This window comes from Citrobacter sp. RHBSTW-00524, from assembly GCF_013747755.1.
Lineage (GTDB): Bacteria > Pseudomonadota > Gammaproteobacteria > Enterobacterales > Enterobacteriaceae > Citrobacter > Citrobacter braakii.
On sequence record NZ_CP056421.1, the window covers coordinates 3756263 to 3775606 of the forward strand.

At 51.0% G+C, this 19344-nt stretch carries 17 protein-coding genes; 7 read left to right on the top strand and 10 right to left on the bottom strand.

Going from position 1 to position 19344, the window contains the following annotated elements; all coding sequences use genetic code 11:
* Window positions 1-159: 159 nt before the first annotated feature.
* The 5 genes from HV229_RS26520 to rclA form a co-directional block, all read right to left on the bottom strand.
* Window positions 160-345 (bottom strand): hypothetical protein, encoded by a 186-nt coding sequence (locus HV229_RS26520; RefSeq protein WP_346655005.1) that lies wholly within the window; start codon window positions 343-345, stop codon window positions 160-162.
* Window positions 327-1307: an IS5-like element ISKpn26 family transposase gene (locus tag HV229_RS18190; RefSeq protein WP_000019445.1), complete on the bottom strand. Its 981-nt coding sequence runs from the start codon at window positions 1305-1307 to the stop codon at window positions 327-329. The genes HV229_RS26520 and HV229_RS18190 overlap by 19 nt, the downstream gene beginning before the upstream one ends.
* Before the next feature lie 458 nt (window positions 1308-1765).
* Window positions 1766-2326 (bottom strand): reactive chlorine resistance membrane protein RclC, encoded by a 561-nt coding sequence (rclC, locus tag HV229_RS18195; RefSeq protein ID WP_016152157.1) that lies wholly within the window; start codon window positions 2324-2326, stop codon window positions 1766-1768.
* Window positions 2327-2337: 11 nt separating this feature from the next.
* Window positions 2338-2574: a reactive chlorine resistance periplasmic protein RclB gene (rclB, locus tag HV229_RS18200; RefSeq protein WP_029139445.1), complete on the bottom strand. Its 237-nt coding sequence runs from the start codon at window positions 2572-2574 to the stop codon at window positions 2338-2340.
* A 164-nt stretch (window positions 2575-2738) separates the two neighbouring features.
* The gene (rclA, locus tag HV229_RS18205; protein WP_181546088.1) at window positions 2739-4064 is read right to left on the bottom strand and encodes a reactive chlorine resistance oxidoreductase RclA; all 1326 of its coding nucleotides are present in this window, start codon (window positions 4062-4064) and stop codon (window positions 2739-2741) included.
* 235 nt (window positions 4065-4299) lie between these two features.
* Between rclA and rclR the strand changes: the two genes are divergently transcribed.
* Window positions 4300-5154 carry a reactive chlorine-specific transcriptional regulator RclR gene (rclR, locus tag HV229_RS18210; RefSeq protein WP_181546090.1) on the top strand — a complete coding sequence of 285 codons (855 nt, stop codon included), beginning with the start codon at window positions 4300-4302 and terminating at the stop codon, window positions 5152-5154.
* 51 nt (window positions 5155-5205) lie between these two features.
* Here rclR and HV229_RS18215 read toward each other — a convergent pair whose 3' ends face one another.
* The 4 genes from HV229_RS18215 to HV229_RS18230 form a co-directional block, all read right to left on the bottom strand.
* A complete protein-coding gene (locus tag HV229_RS18215) occupies window positions 5206-8349 on the bottom strand; it encodes a CusA/CzcA family heavy metal efflux RND transporter (RefSeq protein WP_016152153.1) in 3144 nt (1047 codons plus the stop codon).
* A gap of 11 nt (window positions 8350-8360) precedes the next feature.
* Window positions 8361-9653 carry an efflux RND transporter periplasmic adaptor subunit gene (locus HV229_RS18220; protein WP_047415066.1) on the bottom strand — a complete coding sequence of 431 codons (1293 nt, stop codon included), beginning with the start codon at window positions 9651-9653 and terminating at the stop codon, window positions 8361-8363.
* Between the two features lie 76 nt (window positions 9654-9729).
* A complete protein-coding gene (cusF, locus tag HV229_RS18225; protein WP_047415064.1) occupies window positions 9730-10077 on the bottom strand; it encodes a cation efflux system protein CusF in 348 nt (115 codons plus the stop codon).
* A gap of 32 nt (window positions 10078-10109) precedes the next feature.
* On the bottom strand, window positions 10110-11492 hold the full coding sequence (locus tag HV229_RS18230; protein ID WP_080858978.1) for an efflux transporter outer membrane subunit: 1383 nt from the start codon (window positions 11490-11492) through the stop codon (window positions 10110-10112).
* A 195-nt stretch (window positions 11493-11687) separates the two neighbouring features.
* Between HV229_RS18230 and cusR the strand changes: the two genes are divergently transcribed.
* The 6 genes from cusR (at window position 11688) to HV229_RS18260 (ending at window position 16413) form a co-directional block, all read left to right on the top strand.
* Window positions 11688-12371, top strand: a complete 684-nt coding sequence (gene cusR / locus HV229_RS18235; protein ID WP_047358044.1) for a copper response regulator transcription factor CusR — start codon at window positions 11688-11690, stop codon at window positions 12369-12371.
* Entirely contained in the window at window positions 12361-13812 is a 1452-nt protein-coding gene (locus HV229_RS18240) for a Cu(+)/Ag(+) sensor histidine kinase (protein ID WP_080858977.1), read from the top strand. Before cusR ends, HV229_RS18240 begins: the two co-directional genes overlap by 11 nt.
* Window positions 13813-14060: 248 nt before the next feature.
* Window positions 14061-14387 (top strand): hypothetical protein, encoded by a 327-nt coding sequence (locus HV229_RS18245; RefSeq protein ID WP_016155922.1) that lies wholly within the window; start codon window positions 14061-14063, stop codon window positions 14385-14387.
* A 369-nt stretch (window positions 14388-14756) separates the two neighbouring features.
* Window positions 14757-15263, top strand: a complete 507-nt coding sequence (locus HV229_RS18250; RefSeq protein ID WP_047418251.1) for a hypothetical protein — start codon at window positions 14757-14759, stop codon at window positions 15261-15263.
* Window positions 15264-15277: 14 nt separating this feature from the next.
* Window positions 15278-15529, top strand: a complete 252-nt coding sequence (locus tag HV229_RS18255) for a membrane lipoprotein lipid attachment site-containing protein (RefSeq protein ID WP_181546092.1) — start codon at window positions 15278-15280, stop codon at window positions 15527-15529.
* 80 nt (window positions 15530-15609) lie between these two features.
* Window positions 15610-16413: an MBL fold metallo-hydrolase gene (locus tag HV229_RS18260; protein ID WP_181546094.1), complete on the top strand. Its 804-nt coding sequence runs from the start codon at window positions 15610-15612 to the stop codon at window positions 16411-16413.
* 469 nt (window positions 16414-16882) lie between these two features.
* Here HV229_RS18260 and HV229_RS18265 read toward each other — a convergent pair whose 3' ends face one another.
* Window positions 16883-19327, bottom strand: a complete 2445-nt coding sequence (locus HV229_RS18265) for a trimethylamine-N-oxide reductase 2 (RefSeq protein WP_016152143.1) — start codon at window positions 19325-19327, stop codon at window positions 16883-16885.
* Window positions 19328-19344 lie beyond the last annotated feature (17 nt).

Below are 19344 nucleotides of genomic sequence, written 5' to 3' on the forward strand. Positions count from 1 at the left end.
TTTCCATATTTAAGATATGTCTCGCTTTTGGTTACTCACAAAACGCGAGATCAGCATCCACCCCTGGTGCTTAATTACCATAGTGGATTCCATGTCGAACAGTTGGTTAAAAATTAAGTTTTTAACTATCTTTAGCCATTTATTGATACGTAAAAACATTTAATCAAAGTTAATTCTAGGGAAGGTGCGAATAAGCAGGTCATTTCTTCCCAAGCTGACTCGCTGATTAAAATTTCGCGGATCTGGGCCGATTTTTTTCCCGCAAACACATCGAATCAGCCTATTTAGGCTATTTTTTCCACCATTTCTGGCGTTATTTCCGGTTTTTACTGAGATCTCTCCCACTGACGTATCATTTGGTCCACCCGAAACAGGTTGGCCAGGGTGAATAACATCGCCAGTTGGTTATCGTTTTTCAGCAGCCCCTTGTATCTGGCTTTCACGAAGCCGAACTGCCGCTTGATGATGCGAAACGGGTGCTCCACCCTGGCACGGATGCTGGCTTTCATGTATTCGATGTTGATGGCCGTTTTGTTCTTGCGCGGATGCTGCTTCAAGGTTTTTACCTTGCCGGGACGCTCGGCGATCAGCCAGTCCACATCCACCTCGGCCAGCTCCTCGCGCTGTGGCGCTCCTTGGTAGCCGGCATCGGCTGAGACAAATTGCTCCTCTCCATGAAGCAGATTACCCAGCTGATTGAGGTCATGCTCGTTGGCCGCGGTGGTGACCAGGCTGTGGGTCAGGCCACTCTTGGCATCGACACCAATGTGGGCCTTCATGCCAAAGTGCCACTGATTGCCTTTCTTGGTCTGATGCATCTCCGGATCGCGTTGCTGCTCTTTGTTCTTGGTCGAGCTGGGTGCCTCAATGATGGTGGCATCCACCAAAGTGCCTTGGGTCATCATGACGCCTGCTTCGGCCAGCCAGCGATTGATGGTCTTGAACAATTGACGGGCCAGTTGATGCTGCTCGAGCAGGTGGCGGAAATTCATGATGGTGGTGCGATCCGGCAGGGCGCTATCCAGGGATAATCGGGCAAACAGGCGCATGGAGGCGATTTCGTACAGGGCATCTTCCATGGCACCGTCGCTCAGGTTGTACCAATGCTGCATGCAGTGAATACGCAGCATGGTCTCCAGCGGATAGGGCCGTCGGCCATTGCCCGCCTTGGGATAAAACGGCTCGATGACAGCGGTCATATTCTGCCATGGCAGAATCTGCTCCATGCGGGAGAGGAAAATCTCTTTTCGGGTCTGACGGCGCTTAGTGCTGAATTCACTATCGGCGAAGGTGAGTTGATGGCTCATGATGTCCCTCTGGGATGCGCTCCGGATGAATATGATGATCTCATATCAGGAACTTGTTCGCACCTTCCCTAGCTGAAGCCATGCCTAAAACCACATGAAGTTGTTGGCTAACTATAACAAAAGAGAATAATAAAATTTTTTGAGATGTCATTTTGAGATAACAAATAGCAAGAACTACACAGAAAAAAATAGAGGGAAATGAATGGGTTTTGATGGAAGGACCATGCAGTATGCGGACTGGCGTGCTATCGCAAGAAGAAGAGAAAATGCTTACGGCACTATATCATTAACCAGGAATATAGCTCCGACTAGTTATTGTGAAAAAGTGAATAATTATATTTCACCTGTAAAATAAATTTACCTTAGGGCAGAAAAAAGGCCAGCATCCTGCTGGCCCGGTAATTACCGAATCGAACTATAGAGGCTTACTGTCTTACAGAGGGTACAACGTTAAAAATTCAATACTTTTGCTTAATAATTGATCGCGATGAATCTGCGATGATCATCACCGCTCCCGCCAGCATTAATGTGTCTTTCAACACCAGACGCCCGGCTCCGGACAAGTACGGAAAACCGTGGTGCAAATCGCCCAGTGGCATCACCCATGCTTCCGGTGTGGTAATTAAAAATGATAACGTCACAATCGGAGTAGCAAATGCCAGTACGCCACCAATTAATCCCAACCAACGGCTAACAGGATTAGCCAGCACCAGCAATGCGATCAGCACTTCGACTACGCCCAGGCCATTGGAGAACGTATAGGTGTTATTCGCCTTCTGCCATTCCCGCTCCTGCGGTTTAAACTCACCTTCGTGGGTTAAATGCTGCTTATATTCTTCTGGATGTTCATAAAAAAATGACATTACCGGACTATTGGCAACAAATGGCGTAATACTATCGGCTTCGTAAGGTACAAATTTCAATAAGCCAATCCAGATAAAAACAATGGCAATACTCAGGCGAATCAATGTTAATCCAATTCTGTCGCCCTTGCTGAGTAAACGCAGATATTTTTCCATTCAGACTCTCCTCACTTGTACAAAATTGCGGTTGCGTGAGTGCTGCTATCAATGCGCATTGAGGTGATTTTCCAGGAAGTTGCCTTCTTTTCCTGCGCCAGTCTGGCGATTGCATGTTCAACAACAGAAGGTGCGGCGGCAATTGCCGACACGCTGACGCGGGCTACTTCGACTGGCTGCTGTGCCAGTGCAGAAAATGTCACCGGCGCGGTCAGTAAAGCAGTCAACAATAATGAAGTTTTAAGCATGTTCATTTCTATTTCCATTAACAAGTGATTTCACTCGTAATAGAATAAAACATTATTGCTTATCTTATTTCCTCCATAACGCCAGAATAACTGTTCATGAGTATTTCTTTATATATGATAAAAAAAAGCCCCACACAGGTGGGGCAATCATGCAAACTATATTATTATTTTATTAGAGAGAAGAGATCGTTCAGTGATTCGCTCATGCTCGGATGAGTAAATATTTGATCGCGCAATGTCGTGTAAGGTAAACCAGCATCCATAACGGTTTTAATGATATTAATCATCTCATGAGAATCCACGCACAGCAGCGATACGCCTAATATCTGTTTCGTTTCGCGATTTACCACCGCTTTAAGTACGCCACGCGTGTCATTCATCACCCGTGCACGCGGGATAGCCGCGACAGGCAGGGTGACAACCTGGACCGCCGCGCCGCTGGCGCGAGCTTGTTCTTCTGTCATCCCCACACGGGAAAGCGGCGGCGTCATAAAGACAGAATACGGTACGTTTTGGCGATCGCCGGTGTTACGTAATCCCTCGCCTAACAGGTTGTCGCGCACAATACGGAAGTCATCCAGCGAGATATAGGTAAATTGTAACCCCCCCGTCACATCGCCCATGGCCCAGATATTGTCTGCCGAAGTACGCAGATATTTATTCACTACAATGGCACCGCGCTCGTTGACATCCACACCCGCATTCTGCAACTGCAGATTTTCAGTTGCCGGTTTGCGACCCGATGCCACCAGTAGCGCATCCACAGTCTGGACGCCTTCCAGCATTTGCACCTGCACCGCGCCATCATGGGACGAAACTGCCTGCACCCTGGCATTGAGGATAATCTCAACCCCTTTGTCGCGTAAAATGTTGGCGATAGCGTCGGCAATATCCCGATCTTCGCGGGCTAAAAACAGTGGGGCGGCTTCATAAATGGTGACCTTACTGCCAAAGTTGGCAAACATTGATGCGAATTCAACACCAATATAACCGCCGCCCAAAATCCCCAAACGTTCCGGACGTTGCGTCAAACTTAACAACCCGGTGCTGTCAAACACGCCCGGTGTAGTCATTAACCCTGCCACGTTTGGCATCGTTGCCTGTGCGCCGGTATTAATAAAGATCTTTTCGCCGCTTAGTTCAATCGCGCCTGTTGGCTGCACGACCCGCACCGTATGGTTATCAATGAATTCAGCACGACCTTCAATCACATCTACATTTTCCAGATCGGCAAGATTATGGAAATTTTTATCACGCAGAAAGCTGACAACGGAGGCCTTGCGCTGCATCGCCGCAGCAAAGTCATGCTGAAGTTCAGCATCGTGTACCAGGGTTTTGGTGGGAATGCAGCCGATATTGATACATGTCCCGCCATACATGGTGTTTGACTGTTCAATAATCGCCACTCGCCAGCCCGTTTTCGCCAGGGTAGCCGCCAGCGTTTTACCCGCTTTGCCAAATCCGATAATAATCGCCTGATACTGATTCATGCTGTCTCTCCGCCATATCACTGTTCGTTTGTTGAACTGAAGTATAGGTTTAACGATGCATGAACAATGTATCCATATCGCGCAAATTACTGTCAAATCGTCTAAATAACTACGCTCTCTCTTCCACTCAACCCATCGAGGAAATAAACTAAGACCATAAATTTATTTAATAAATAATGAGTAACAGCGTTACTTCATCTCGACAAGCATCAACAAGAACTGCTCAGGAGTCTTTATGGATGCACTTAGCCGATTACTTATGCTTAACGACCCGCAGGGCTCGATTGATCAAAACTGCCTGCTGAGCAGGGACTGGCAACTGCCGCATGCGGCGGGTGAGCTGTCCGTTATCCGCTGGCATACGGTAACCCAGGGGTTTGCTCAACTGGATATGCCAGACGGAACGTCTTCTACGTTACGCCCAGGAACAATAGTCATTCTGCCTCAAAACTCCGCGCATCGGCTGTGCCAGACAGGGGAAGAACAAACGCATATTGTCTGCGGAAGCCTGCGATTGCAGGCATCTTCACGCTATTTTTTAACCGCCCTTCCGGAAGTATTAATACTGACACCAGAAGATAACAGTCCCATTAGCCACTGGCTGAAGGCCATGATTGCGCTGATGCAGCAGGAATACATCAACGATCTGCCTGGCTCCAACATCGTTTGCAGCCAGCAATGCGCTACGCTGTTCGCGTTAGCCGTTCGCGAGTGGCTAGCCCAGCCGACACCCGCTAAAAATGTGCTGAATTTACTGCTGCACCCAAGGCTGGGTGCCGTTGTCTTCATGATGCTGGAGTCACCGGCTTTTCCCTGGACTGTCGAAGAACTGGCAAAGCGTGCCCATATGTCGCGGGCCAGCTTTGCGCAGCTATTCCGTGAAGTATCAAACTCCACGCCGCTGGCGGTGTTAACCGAGCTACGGCTGCAATTCGCCGCCCAGATGCTGTCACGCGGATCGCAGCCGTTGATCGTTATTGCCGAGTCGGTGGGTTACGCCAGCGAATCGTCGTTTCACAAAGTCTTTTTACGGGGATTTGGCTGCACGCCGGGCGAGTACCGCAAACGCGTGAAAGCGTTGGCGGCATAACGCACCGCCTGCTTCGGCAACAAAACCGACGCAGGCGAGCGCTTCAAGGCATTACTTTTGGCTGCGATGCCTGTGCAGCCACATCAGCTTATAAGCTGCCGGAATAATAAACAGCGACAGCAATGGCGCGGTAATCATGCCGCCAATCATCGGCGCGGCAATGCGGCTCATCACTTCTGAGCCCGCCCCTGTCCCCCACAAGATTGGCAACAGGCCCGCGATAATCACCGCCACGGTCATCGCTTTCGGACGCACGCGCAGCACCGCGCCGTGATACAACGCTTCATCCAGCTTATCCGCCGTAAAGGTTTGCGGATTTTCCAGCGCAGGCTCGGCTTCAATAGCATGGCGCAAGTACATCAGCATCACTACGCCAAACTCCGCGGCAACGCCAGCCAGGGCGATAAACCCGGTTCCGGTCGCAACCGACATATGGAACCCCATCCAGTAGAGGAACCAGATCCCTCCTACCAGCGCAAAGGGCACGCTGGTGATAATCAGCAGCGCTTCACCAAAACGACGGAAAGCCAGATAAAGCAGGACGAAGATAATCATCAGCGTCATCGGCACCATCAGTTTGAGCTTATGGCTGGCGCGTTCAAGCAGCTCGAACTGCCCGGAAAACGCCACGCTGGTCCCCGGCTTTAACTGTACGTTTTCAGCGATCGCTTTTTTCAGATCGTTCACCACCGAAACCATGTCACGGTCGCGGGCGTCGATATAAATCCAGCTGGTGGGTCGCGCATCTTCGGTTTTCAACATCGACGGACCAGAAACCACTGTCACATCTGCAACATCAGCCAGCGTGATTTGCTGCTTCATGGGCGTCAGAATAGGCAGATTACGCAGCGCTTCCGGGCTATCACGATAGCTCTGCGCATAGCGAAGGTTAATCGGATAACGTGCAATCCCTTCCACCGTTTCGCCCACCATCGCGCCTCCGACCGCGGAGGTGACAAACAACTGTACCGCGCCAACGGTCATACCGTAGCGGGCTGCTTTCTCCCGATTAATGTCCACATTAATATAGCGCCCGCCCACCAGCCGCTCAGCCAGCGCCGAAGCGACGCCCGGCACGGTTCTGGCTACCTCTTCGATTTGTTCCGCCGTGGCGTCGATATCAGCCAGAACGTTACCTGACACCTTTATCCCAATCGGGCTTTTGATGCCGGTAGAAAGCATGTCGATACGGTTACGAATAGGCGGAACCCACAGATTCGCCAGCCCTGGCAAGCGCACGGTTTTGTCGAGTTCGGCGATGATTTTGTCCATCGTCATCCCCGGACGCCACTGATCCTGCGGCTTCAGTTGGATCGTTGTTTCGACCATTTCCAGCGGCGCGGAATCCGTTGCGGTTTCCGCCTTACCGGTTTTACCAAACACGCGCGCCACTTCCGGAACGGTCATGATCAGCTTGTCGGTTTTTTGCAGCATATCCGCCGCCTGCGCCGCCGAAATTCCCGGCAGGGTTGAAGGCATATACAGTAGATCGCCTTCGTTAATCTGCGGCAGGAATTCACCACCGACTTTATTCAGCGGGTAGATAACCGTCAGTATTGAAAGCACCGCCACCAGCAGGGTGGTTTTAGGCCAATGCAGCACCTTCAACAACAGCGGATGATAAATACGGATCAGGAAACGGTTAAGCGGGTTACTGCTTTCCGCCGGTATTTTGCCACGGATCCAGAATCCCATCAGGATCGGAATGACGACAATAGCCAGAAACGCCGCGCCTGCCATGGCATACGTTTTGGTGAACGCCAGCGGGCCGAACAGTCGCCCCTCTTGCCCCTCGAGCGTGAAAATAGGGATAAACGACAGGGTGATAATCAGCAAGCTGATGAACAATGCCGGGCCGACCTCTACCGAGGCATCGGTAATGACCTTCCAGCGCGTTGCGTTATCCAGTTTTTCATCCGGATGCTGATGTCCCCACTCTTCGAGCCGCTTATGGGCGTTTTCAATCATCACGATCGCGGCATCGACCATCGCCCCGACGGCAATGGCAATGCCCCCAAGCGACATGATATTGGCGTTCAGCCCCTGGAAATGCATCACGATAAACGCGATACACAGTCCCAGCGGTAGGGAAATAATCGCTACCAGCGCCGAACGCAGATGCCACAGGAACAGCGCGCATACCAGCGCAACAACGATAAACTCTTCCAGCAGCTTATAGCTCAGGTTATCAATAGCGCGATCGATGAGCTGACTGCGATCGTATGTTGTAACTACCTCAACGCCTTCCGGCAGGCTGCTTTTCAGCGTGTCGAGTTTGGCTTTAACGGCGGAGATCACTTCACGCGCATTTTTACCGGAACGCAGAATTACCACCCCGCCCGCCACTTCGCCTTCACCATTCAGTTCGGCGATCCCACGGCGCATTTCCGGCCCAATTTGCACACGCGCGACATCGCGCAGGTAAACAGGTACACCGTCGGCCCCTGTTTTCAGGACGATATTATTGAAGTCATCAAGCGTTTGTAGATACCCACTGGCACGGACCATATATTCCGCTTCAGCCATCTCAACAGACGAGCCGCCCGCCTCCTGATTCGACGTATCCAGTGCAGATTTCACCTCCGCCAGGCTGATGCCATATTGCGTCAGCTTCATCGGGTCGATAACAACCTGGTACTGTTTAACCACGCCGCCTACCGAGGCCACCTCTGCCACGTTCGGAATCGTTTTTAACTCATACTTTAAAAACCAGTCCTGAAGAGTTCGTAACTCTGCCAGATCGTGTTTACCGCTGCGATCGACCAGCGCATATTCAAAGATCCAGCCGACGCCCGTGGCGTCCGGTCCCATCTCCGCGCTAACCCCTGCCGGTAATTTCCCCTGAACCTGGTTGAGATACTCCAGTACGCGCGAGCGCGCCCAGTAAGGATCGGTGCCATCCTCGAAAATGACGTACACATAGGAATCACCAAACTGCGAGAAACCACGCACGGTCTTCGCGCCCGGTACCGACAGCATGGTGGTGGTCAGCGGGTAAGTCACCTGATTTTCAACGATTTGCGGTGCCTGCCCTGGATAGCTGGTTTTGACGATCACCTGAACATCAGAGAGATCGGGCAACGCATCAACCGGGGTATTAATGATAGTCCAGGTTCCCCAGATACTGAGAAACAGCGCCCCCATCATCACCAGAAAACGGTTTGCCACCGAACGGCGGATAATCCATTCAATCATTTATCATGTCCTCAGTGTGAATGGGTCGCCTGGGCTGGCTTTGCGGATGCGTCTTGCGCACCACTGTTCTGCGCGCGCATACGGTCCAGTGCGCCAGAGATATTCGCCTCGGAATCAATCAGGAACAGACCACTGGACACCACTTTTTCACCTTCAGTCAGGCCTGAGCGGATAGCCGTCAGCCCTTGAGATTCATGGAATACCGCAACCTGCTTCGGTACAAATCGACCTTCGTTATCGACGGTGATCACCCGTTGCTCGGTGCCTGTATCAATCAACGCCTTTGAGGGGATCAGCAGCATCGGTTCACTTTGCGTTTTCAGTTGCAGGTAAGCATTCATCCCCGGCTTGAGCGCCTCATCAGGGTTATTGACCTGCAAACGGATCTGCAGCGTACGCGTGGTGGCATCGACACTTGGCAAGATATTCCACTTGCTAATGGTGAAAGGCTTATCCGGCCAGGCGGGCACGGTGATGGTAAATTGCGAGGCGTCTTTGATCAGCCAGGCGATAGATTCCGGGACCGACGCGCTGACCCATACCGGGTCCATCCCCTGAATTTTCGCGACCACATTGTCTTTGGAAATGTTCATGCCGGTACGCAAATCGAATGCGGTAATCACCCCATCAATAGGGGCTTTCAGGGTAAAGCGGGTCTGAATTTTACGCGTCGATTTTAAGCGCTGAATATCCGCTTCCGGCATACCGGCCAGACGTAATCTCTCCAGAATCCCTTCCACCTGCGTCGCACTGCCGCCGGTCTCCCGCAGTAACAAATATTCGCTCTGCGCCTCAACCCAGTCGGGAATCGTCAGATCGATAAGCGGCGCACCTTGCTTAATTTTGTCGCCCACGGTTAGCGGGTAAACCTTCTCGATAAAGCCTGCTGAGCGAGCCTGGACAATAACAAACTGGTATTCGTTATAGCTAACGTTAGCCGGGAAAGTTTGCGCATAGTGCAGCGGGCCACGGCGCACAGGTTCTGTTTTCAGACCCAAATTTTGGGTCTGAGTGGGATCGATACGCACGCCAGGCGCTGACGCGCTCGCGGTCTCTTCATCGGCATATTTGGGGATCAGATCCATATCCATAAACGGTGATTTACCCGGCTTATCAAAGCGCGTGTTCGGGTACATGGGGTCATACCAGAACAACACTTTTCTGGCTTCTTTTTGCGAAGCCTGCCCGGTTTCAGCCGTTACGTTTGCTGATGAATAATAAGTATAAATACCGACAGAAATAACCCCACCGGCAATCATGCCAGCGAGAATAAGCGCGGTATTTTTAATATTTAAAGACGCCATAGTGATTTCCATTGCGCGATAGTCTCACCCGAATTTCGAAGAATCCGGGCAAGAATAAAAGAGACCAGCGAGAACGTTATTTACTGATGTGAATATCGCGTAACACAGAGATATTTCCCTGCTGAACAAACGTAAACGCAACCTTATCGCCGGGTTTAATATCGTCAGCCTTGGTGTCGGCAACCCGCGTAAAACGCATCGTCATGGCAGGCCAGTTCACCGCGGCAATGGGATCATGCTTGATCGTGATTTTTTTACTTTCTTTATCAATAGCTTCAATCACCCCGGTGGCGCTAATGACGTCTTCCTGTTGGGCCGCTGGCTGCATGTTCATCATCTCGCCATGCTGATGCTCATTGGCCTGAGCGTTAAACATGACCACAGAGAAAAAGCTAAACAACACGGCTTTGGCGGTAGTATTCATACTTGATGCTCCTGAAAAGTTAATATTAAGGATTACTCCACCCAACCGCCGCCTAAGGCAGCAAACAGCTTAATTTCATTAACCTGTTGGGCGTAATTAAGATCGAGCAGCGATTGCTGCGTAGCGAATAAAGAACGTTCGGCGTCCAGTACTTCGATGTAGCTAACCGCACCATTTTGATAAAGCGCTCTGGCGCGTTGTAAGGTGATTTGCAATGACGTCAGGTAGCGCTGCTGACCGCTAATTTGATCGGCAATGCTTTGGCGCAACACCAGCGCATCCGCCACCTCTTTAAACGCGTTCTGAATTTTTTGTTCGTAATTCACCACCGACTGCTGTTGGCGAATTTCAGCGAGGTCGAGATTGGACTGATTACGTCCGGCGTTAAAAATGGGAATATCTATTTTGGGGACAAAATTCCACATGCCGCTGGTCGCATTAAATAAGCTGGAAAGATCGCTGCTGCTGCTGGAAACCGAACTGGTCAAGGTAATCGACGGGAAAAACGCTGCTCGTGCGGCGCCGATATTGGCATTCGCCGCCATTAATCCGTGTTCAGCTTCCAAAATATCCGGGCGCTGCAACAGGATTTGCGACGAGAGCGATGGCGGCAGCGTTACTGGTTTAATATCCCCGCTGCTGCGCATCTGGTCGTTGGGTAATTTCCCGTACGTACCCAGCAACAGTTGCAGCGCGTTGTTCGCCTGCGCCAGTTCACCTTTACGCTTCGCGATTTCGCTGCGCGTGCTTTCAATCACGCCCCGCGCCTGTTCCAGCGCCAGCACGTTGGTGCTTCCGGTCAGCAACTGCTTCTCAACAAAAGCGTAAGAACGCTGATAGTTTTGCAGCGTTTCTTCGGCAATTTGCAGTTGTGCATAAGCCAGACGCTGATTGAAATAACTTTGCGATACGTTGGAGATTAATGAGATGTGTACCGCCCGACGCGCCTCTTCGCTGGCAAAGAAGTTCTGCCGCTCGGCTTCACTCATATTCTTTAGCCGACCAAAGAAGTCCAGATCGAAACTGAGATTGAGTCCAGCTTCCAATTCACGATCGGTGCTGCTATCGCCTTTTAATTTGCCGCTGTAAGTACCACTGGAACCTGCCGTGAGTTGCGGGTAGCGGTCAGCGTCCGTGACGCCATATTGCGCTCTCGCTTCCTGAACTTTTAGCACTGCCATACGTAAATCGCGGTTATTGACCAGCGCCTCGCCAATCAGCGCCTTTACCTGAGAGTCAACGAAGAAGCTCCGCCAGCCCGTGTCCTGATATCCCACCGGTGCAGAAACCAGGGCGTTCTGGCTTAAGGAGAATTGCTGCGGCACAGGCAATGTCGGACGCTGATAGTCCGGCGCCAATGAACAACCGGCGAGAACGAATACAGCGCTGAGGGTAAGAAGCTTAAATTTGCTCATAGTTCTTCTCGTCCTGACCGGACTGATGGCCCTAAAAAATGTAGGAATTTATAGTGTTGTACTTTAACGAAGTGACTCTGTTTAAGCGGTGACAGGAAAATGACAAAACTGTCATTTTCCCAATAACCGATTGCTATCCGATCCCGCTTCCCTAGAATTGAAAGTCCGCACAACCCGTGTGAGAAGGAGAATGCGATGAAGGTGTTGATAGTCGAAGATGAGAAAAAAACCGGTGAATACCTGACGAAAGGCCTGACGGAAGCGGGTTTTGTCGTGGATTTAGCGGATAACGGCCTGAACGGGTACCACCTGGCGATGACCGGCGATTACGACCTGCTCATACTCGACATCATGCTGCCGGATGTAAACGGCTGGGATATCGTACGGATGCTGCGTTCCGCTAACAAAGGGATGCCCATTCTTCTCCTCACCGCGCTGGGTACCATTGAACATCGGGTTAAGGGTCTGGAATTAGGCGCTGATGATTATCTGGTCAAACCGTTCGCCTTCGCCGAACTGCTGGCGCGGGTCAGAACGCTGCTGCGCCGCGGGGCGGCGGTGATTGTCGAAAGCCAGTTTCAGGTCGCGGATTTAATGGTCGATCTGGTCAGCAGAAAAGTCACCCGCAGCGGGACGCGTGTTACTCTGACCAGCAAAGAGTTTACCCTGCTTGAGTTTTTCCTGCGTCATCAAGGGGAAGTTTTACCCCGCTCGCTGATCGCCTCCCAGGTTTGGGATATGAATTTTGACAGCGATACCAATGCCATCGACGTCGCCGTTAAGCGTCTGCGCGCCAAAATTGATAACGATTTTGAACCGAAACTGATTCAGACCGTACGCGGCGTGGGATATATGCTTGAGGTTCCTGATGCCCAGTAAACGATGGCGGCGCCCTTTTTCGCTGGCGACACGACTGACCTTTTTTATCAGTCTGGCGACAATTGCTTCATTTTTCGCCTTTGCATGGATAATGATCCACTCCGTGAAGGTCCATTTCGCCGAGCAGGACATCAATGATTTACAAGAGATCAGCGCCACGCTGGAGCGGATTATTAACCAACCCAACGAGCCAGAATCACGCCGCCTGGAAACGCTAAAAAACGTGGTTGAGGGCTACTCGAACGTCATTATTTCTCTGGAAGACAGTAAGCAGAAAGCCATTTTTCATTCGCCAAATGCGCCGGATCTCCGGCAATTTATCGCCAGCGCAAGACCGGATAAAAATGCCCATGCCAGCGATGTTTTTATTATATCCGGCCCAACACTGCAAACGGCCAAACATATTCACGGACAAAAAACGTCGTCTAACTGGCGAATGATTCGCCTGCCGGTAGGAAAGCTGACTGATGGAAAAGCGGCGTATACGCTGTATCTGGCGTTATCGATCGATTTTCATCTGCACTATATTAACGACCTGAAAAACAAACTGATTATGACGGCATCGCTGATTAGCATGATGATTGTATTTATCGTGCTGTTCGCTGTGTATAAAGGCCATGAACCGATCCGTAATGTCAGTCGGCGCATCCAAAATATCACCTCAAAAGATCTTGATGTGCGCCTCGATCCGCAAACGGTCCCTATTGAACTGGAACAACTGGTAAGTTCGTTTAATCACATGATCGAACGCATTGAGGATGTATTTAAACGTCAGTCGAACTTCTCGGCGGATATTGCCCATGAGATCCGCACGCCAATAACCAACCTGGTCACACAAACGGAAATTGCGCTCAGCCAAACCCGTAGCCAAAAAGAGCTGGAAGACGTGCTGTATTCCAATCTTGAAGAGTTTGGTCGTATGTCGAAAATGGTAAGCGACATGCTGTTTCTGGCGCAGGCAGACAACAATCAGCTTATCCCGGAAAAGACAGCGCTTAATCTGGCCGATGAGGTTGGTAAAGTGTTCGATTTTTTCGAAGCCTGGGCAGAAGAGCGCGAGGTTGGCTTACGTTTTGAAGGACGCGCATGCTGGGTTTCAGGCGATCCGTTAATGCTACGCCGGGCAATGAGTAATCTGCTTTCAAATGCCATGCGCTACACGCCAAAAGGCGAGTCGGTAACCGTGCGGGTGAAAGAGGCGGATGGCCTGGTCCAGATAGTCGTGGAAAATCCCGGCCCCCCCATTCCCCCACAGCATCTATCGCGGCTATTTGATCGTTTTTATCGGGTTGACCCTTCGCGACAGCGTAAAGGCGAAGGCAGCGGTATTGGCCTGGCGATTGTGAAATCGATTGTTATCGCCCATCAGGGGAAAGTCTCGGTGACATCCGATCAGCTTGCCACCCGTTTTATTCTGACGCTGCCCAAGCATGCGATGTAATTTATGATAATGGCGTTGATACCTTAAACAATTCGAGTTGCAGGAAGGCGGCAAGAGAGGTAATCCCCGGTCACTTACTTAAGTAAATGACTGGGGTGAACGAGCGCAGCCAACGCATATGCAGCTTGAAGTATGACCGGTATATATATCATCACCGATTCTCTGACATAACCGTCATAATCCTGTCACGCCGCTGACAGCCCTCACTAATTATAATTTCTTCCGTAAACCCAAACAGGAGAAATATGATGAATAAGATATCTTCTTTTTTCGCTATCGCGTTTTTTATTTCAGCTGGCGTTAATGCGGCAGACACCCCCAAAATGCATCAACAGGCCGCAGCAGCCCATGAAATGATGAATAACAGCAGTGCCCCTGCACATCAACAAATGGCGCAAGAACACGTCGCGCAGACGAATAATTCAACGTCAACGCCATCCCAGGCACGCCCTTTTTCACAAATGAATAAACATGAAAAAGCGATGGTCGTTCACCAGTCAGTGAATAACGGTCATTCATATGCCCATGAGGTTCAGGCCAGGCAGCACCGCGCACAGATCCCCTCGCAAGGGTAACGTTGCCCTGTGTTGAATAAAATGTCCATCAATACGCTATGTATGAATATTGCGGACAAAACGCGCCACGCAGGCCTGTACATTTACAAGCCTGCGTTCCTGCCGTTAATGTCAATATTAATATTTCTTTAAACACTTCATTAAAAAGTAAATATAATTAAGCGTTTTATCTCACTTGTATAAACTACGTAATTCACCTGCTTGTAATGTTGCATGTTCCAGCCCCCACACCCTCACCATTAATATAAATTAGGATTCCCCCTGGTATGCGTCATTAATATTTAATGGGAGACTGCCGTCGTCGTAAACATGACATTCGAACAGTTCGTATTCCTATAAATAAACTTAATGATGATAGTGAGCAAAAAAATGAAAAAACGTCTGCTGACCCTCTTTGTCCTCGGCCTGACAACGGCCACAACGGCATGCGCAATTACCCCGGCAATGCAGAAAAAGTATGAACATTCAGGTTGTACACAAATGAGTGAACTCAATGGCTGCGATATCAATAAATCCTATCAGTGGAACCGCGATCATGGCTTTATTGAGAACGGCAACAGCCAGCAGAGCCGTCATCATCATCATGGTGAAGAGCAGCAAAATACCGCTGACCGGGATAACCACGATAATGCCGATATTTACGGCAAATTCAGCGGGAATTACGTAGCCAAATTTGCCAATGGTCAACGCAGCGTTGATATTCACGTCGAGGGTTCCAGCGTGTACGTCAATGGTAATGAAGTGCGTGACGTAAATACCTATCAGGATACGATGACCTTCCGTGTCGGCTATGCCACTTACACCATTAAAACGAATGGTCGCGGTAGCTGGAATGACAGCGATGCCGGGAATGCTGGCAAAATTGTGCGCGAGTAACGGATACCGCCACAATGAAAAAACTGATTTCCACGTTGGTTATTATGGCTAGTCTGTCGGGCTGTGCCGAACATCCTTACCTTTCTGCAACCGCTGCTGGTATTGGGGCCGCAGCAGTTGCCACGGCGATCGCTAATCACAAAAATCGTGAAGCCAACCGTGATAAAGAGCATGAACGCCAGGAGAGCGAGCAAAGGGAGAACCAGCATGCGTGGCGGCATAGTCACCATCACTCCGATGATGACGGCCATTACTATCACCGCTAAGTCAGCACAAAGAGCGCTGCGATCACAGCGCTCTCAACGGTCATGTATTACAGTATGCCGTTTTAATACTGGAGTCAGGCATGGCATTAACCCTCACGGTATTGCTTGAAAACAGGCGCGCTGCGAGCGCAGATAAATCATTACGGGCAAAGCCTGGATTAAGTCTGTTAGTTCAGGATGAAACCACCACCATACTATTTGATACCGGCCCGGACGACAGCTTCATACTTAACGCCGCCCAAATGGGCGTAGACCTGACGCAATTGACCGCCGTGGTTCTTTCGCACGGCCATTACGATCACTGTGGCGGCGTGCCATGGCTGGCGGATAACAGTCGTATCATTTGCCATCCCCAAATAGCCTGCGAACGGTATGCTTCAATAACCCTGGCGGGAACGCCAAGAAAAATAAAAAAACTCTCGCGTGATAACGATTATTCTCGACTAATCATGGAATACACCCGTGAACCGTTGGCGATCGGCGATCGATTTTTGTGGTCCGGCGAAATTAGTGTCGCCACTCCACAGGCCTATGGCGTTGTTAGCGAGAAAACACCTCAACCGGATTACATCTGCGACGAAGGCGTATTGATCTATAAATCTGATCGCGGGTTAGTCATCATTACCGGATGCGGGCATCGGGGAATAGAGAATATCGTACGCCATTGCCAAAACATCACCGGCGTTAACCAAATTTACGCCCTCGTCGGTGGGTTCCATTTACGCACAGCCTCCCCCGCTAAGCTATGGCGAACCCGACAATTTATTAAGCAACAACAACCAGAAAAACTACTCGGCTGTCATTGCACCGGTTCGTGGGGTCGATTGTGGCTACCGGGAACTGACGCCCCGGCAACGGGAGATGTGATTGTGCTGGCAGAGTAACGGCGATAAGACATTGCCGAAACAGCAATAAAAAGCGGGAGCCTTACGGCCTACTGCCGATCAGTTAAATCTGTTTTGCTGTTCAGATAAAAAACGCAGGTGGGCAGGTGTGGGCTGGTCCGGCTGAAAATTGCCGACGAGTTTCCGTAAGGCAGGGAGAACCCGCAGGGATGCGGGTTCAGGGCGCGTTTTGCAGGGACGCTACCTCGCGCCCGGCCCGGTAGCCTGGAGGAATAAACGGAGGGGACCGCGGAGCGGCAATTTTCCCGCCGGGAGCCGGGATTGTTAAGGGTACGGCGATAGTACCCTTAACACGTTCACAGGGAGGATCGTTTCAGAGAAGTGACAAACATACCGGAGGCAATAGATTCATTACCTCCGTATGTGCCACTCTCCGTTATCGCTACGGCCACTCATCCTCGTTAATTGCCAGCATTCGAGCCTTACGGCCCCCGCTTTTCAACCATCATTACAGAGTGACGATTGCTGGCTCATCAAAGACGGTGAGTTTTGGCGCTTCGCCGGTGAATTTCTCTGCGTATACCAGGCTGGTATTCCCCGCGCAGCCATTCGCCAGCCTTGAGGTTGGGATATCCGCCGTCAGCACGTTCGCGCCGCCATTTTTGCAGATACCGTTCTCAATATCTGGCCATGCGCCTTCATGGATACAGATGATTCCCGGTTTGATACCGTCACTGATGTGTGCCCCCACCAGCACCTGTCCACGCGCGTTCCATACGCGTACCAGATCGCCCTCGGCAATACCTCTGGCTTTCGCATCATCCGGGTGAATCGTTACCGGCTCACGATTGGCAATCGCGTACTCTTTGCGCAGCGAAGCGTAGTTCAACTGACTATGCAGACGATGTGCCGGGTGCGCCGTCAGTAGCTGCAGTTGATCTTTATCCGCAGTTCCTTTCCATTCATCGGGTTCAATCCATGACGCATGCGGCGGGCAATCTTTGTATTGATAGCCTTCAATCGTTTTTGAGTAGATTTCTATCTTACCGCTCGGCGTTCCAAGCGCATTCATCACCGGATCGCTGCGGAAATCCGCGTAGCGTACATATTTGTTATTCTTTTCATTCTCACGCATTTCGATCAGTTTGTTTTGCTGCCAAAACGCGTTGAACTGAGGCATGGCGATACGCTGGGCGCGGGCGGCTTTTTGCGCGGCATCATAGAACTGCTTCAGCCACGCCATTTCATCTTTGCCCTCGGTGTAGACCGCCTTACCGCCAGGCTTGAGCATCTCCGCCAGATCGGCAAATACGTCAAAATCACTGCGTGCTTCAAACTGCGGCTCAATGACCTGCTTCATCGGTACCAGATGTTGGTTACTGTAATCACCGGTCATGGTCAGATCGTTGCGCTCAAACGACGTGGTTATCGGCAGGACTATATCGGCATGTTTGGCCGCTGCGGTCCAGTAGCACTCAGAGATGACAACCAGTTCAGGCTTCTGCCAGGCTTTGATTAAACGGTTAGTATCCTGATGATGGGTAAAGTTTGCGCCGCCCGCCCACCAGATCATTTTGATATCCGGGAAGGTTTGCTCTTTACCGTTATGCTGATATTTGCCGCCTGGATTTTCCAGCGCTTCGACAATTCGCGCTACCGGCAGGCTGATCACCGCATCGGAAACCGCCCAGTCGTTACCCGCAGATGACCCACCCTCAATTTGGGCGGAGATGGCTGGCAATACCCCCCCGGTACGCGTTGGGTTACCGCCGTTGGAATAGTGATAAGAGAACCCGAAACCACCGCCTTCGGTACCAATTTGCCCCAGCATCGCCGCCAGAGTCACCAGCATCCAGTGTTTTTGCTCACCGTATTGCTGGCGCTGAATCCCCCAACCCGCCATGAGCATGGTTTTATTGCTGGAGAAAATTTCCGCCAGCTTCTCCAGTTGCTCAGCAGGCACGCCGCACACGCCGGAAGCCCACTCGGCGGTTTTCTCTATTTTGTCGCTCTTGCCGAGCAAATACTCTTCAAACTGCGGATATCCAGTGGTGTATTTTTCCAGGAAGGCTTTGTCATGGAGATTTTTCTTCACCAGCGTATGGGCGATCCCTAACATCATCGCCACATCGGTCCCCATATGTGGCGCAATCCAGGTTGCATTATCACCAAAGAACTCAATGGTTTCGGAACGCATCGGATCGATGGCGATGACGCTTTTCCCTGATTTCTTCAGCAGATTAAAGTATTCAATCCCCTGTTCATCCGTGCTGCTCCAGGCAATCTTGAGGGTATTGAGCGGGTTCATCCCCCACAGCACCACGACCTGACTGTGCTCAAGCACCATCGGCCAGGTGGTTTGCTGCTCATAGACTTCAACCGATCCCACAACGTAAGGCATGATCACCTGCGCGGCACCGGTTGAATAATCTCCGGTATGACCTGCGTAACCACCGGCCATGCTCATATAGCGTTGCAGTAAGGTTTGCGCTTTATGCAGAACGCCGCTGGAGCGCCAGCCATAGGAACCAGCAAATATCGACGCTGGGCCATAGCTGCTACGGATCCGGCTATGCTGCTCATGTATCAGTTTCAGTGCCTGCTCCCAGCTAACCCGCACGAAAGGATCGCTTCCACGTTTACCATCCGCATTACCCGGGTTTTCCAGATAGCTTTTGCGCACCATCGGATATTTTACGCGGATATTGGTATGGACCTGATCCGGCGCGGTTTGCTGTAACGAGTTCGGCACCGTTTTAGGCAACGCGCCTTTTGAGGAAACCACTTTGCCATCTTTTACTTCCACGTATACCGCGCCCCAACGCGCTGCCGTCAGAATCGCTCCGCCATTTTGGCCTTCGGCCCAGGCCGGCATTGGGATCACCGAAGAAATCGCCATTGTCCCGGTTGCCGCGCCGGCCGTCTTAATAAAGTCACGTCTTGTGAGTTTCATGATTTCTCCTGATTTAT

Bases quoted from the DNA above. Each gene is read 5' to 3' on its own strand.
- cusR (WP_047358044.1), top strand. From the start codon at position 11,688: ATGAAGGTGTTGATAGTCGAAGATGAGAAAAAAACCGGTGAATACCTG.
- HV229_RS18250 (WP_047418251.1), top strand. From the start codon at position 14,757: ATGAAAAAACGTCTGCTGACCCTCTTTGTCCTCGGCCTGACAACGGCC.
- rclB (WP_029139445.1), bottom strand. From the start codon at position 2,574: ATGCTTAAAACTTCATTATTGTTGACTGCTTTACTGACCGCGCCGGTG.
- HV229_RS18220 (WP_047415066.1), bottom strand. From the start codon at position 9,653: ATGGCGTCTTTAAATATTAAAAATACCGCGCTTATTCTCGCTGGCATG.
- rclA (WP_181546088.1), bottom strand. From the start codon at position 4,064: ATGAATCAGTATCAGGCGATTATTATCGGATTTGGCAAAGCGGGTAAA.
- rclR (WP_181546090.1), top strand. From the start codon at position 4,300: ATGGATGCACTTAGCCGATTACTTATGCTTAACGACCCGCAGGGCTCG.
- HV229_RS18260 (WP_181546094.1), top strand. From the start codon at position 15,610: ATGGCATTAACCCTCACGGTATTGCTTGAAAACAGGCGCGCTGCGAGC.
- cusF (WP_047415064.1), bottom strand. From the start codon at position 10,077: ATGAATACTACCGCCAAAGCCGTGTTGTTTAGCTTTTTCTCTGTGGTC.
- rclC (WP_016152157.1), bottom strand. From the start codon at position 2,326: ATGGAAAAATATCTGCGTTTACTCAGCAAGGGCGACAGAATTGGATTA.
- HV229_RS18230 (WP_080858978.1), bottom strand. From the start codon at position 11,492: ATGAGCAAATTTAAGCTTCTTACCCTCAGCGCTGTATTCGTTCTCGCC.
- HV229_RS18240 (WP_080858977.1), top strand. From the start codon at position 12,361: ATGCCCAGTAAACGATGGCGGCGCCCTTTTTCGCTGGCGACACGACTG.
- HV229_RS18190 (WP_000019445.1), bottom strand. From the start codon at position 1,307: ATGAGCCATCAACTCACCTTCGCCGATAGTGAATTCAGCACTAAGCGC.
- HV229_RS18215 (WP_016152153.1), bottom strand. From the start codon at position 8,349: ATGATTGAATGGATTATCCGCCGTTCGGTGGCAAACCGTTTTCTGGTG.
- HV229_RS18245 (WP_016155922.1), top strand. From the start codon at position 14,061: ATGAATAAGATATCTTCTTTTTTCGCTATCGCGTTTTTTATTTCAGCT.
- HV229_RS18255 (WP_181546092.1), top strand. From the start codon at position 15,278: ATGAAAAAACTGATTTCCACGTTGGTTATTATGGCTAGTCTGTCGGGC.
- HV229_RS18265 (WP_016152143.1), bottom strand. From the start codon at position 19,327: ATGAAACTCACAAGACGTGACTTTATTAAGACGGCCGGCGCGGCAACC.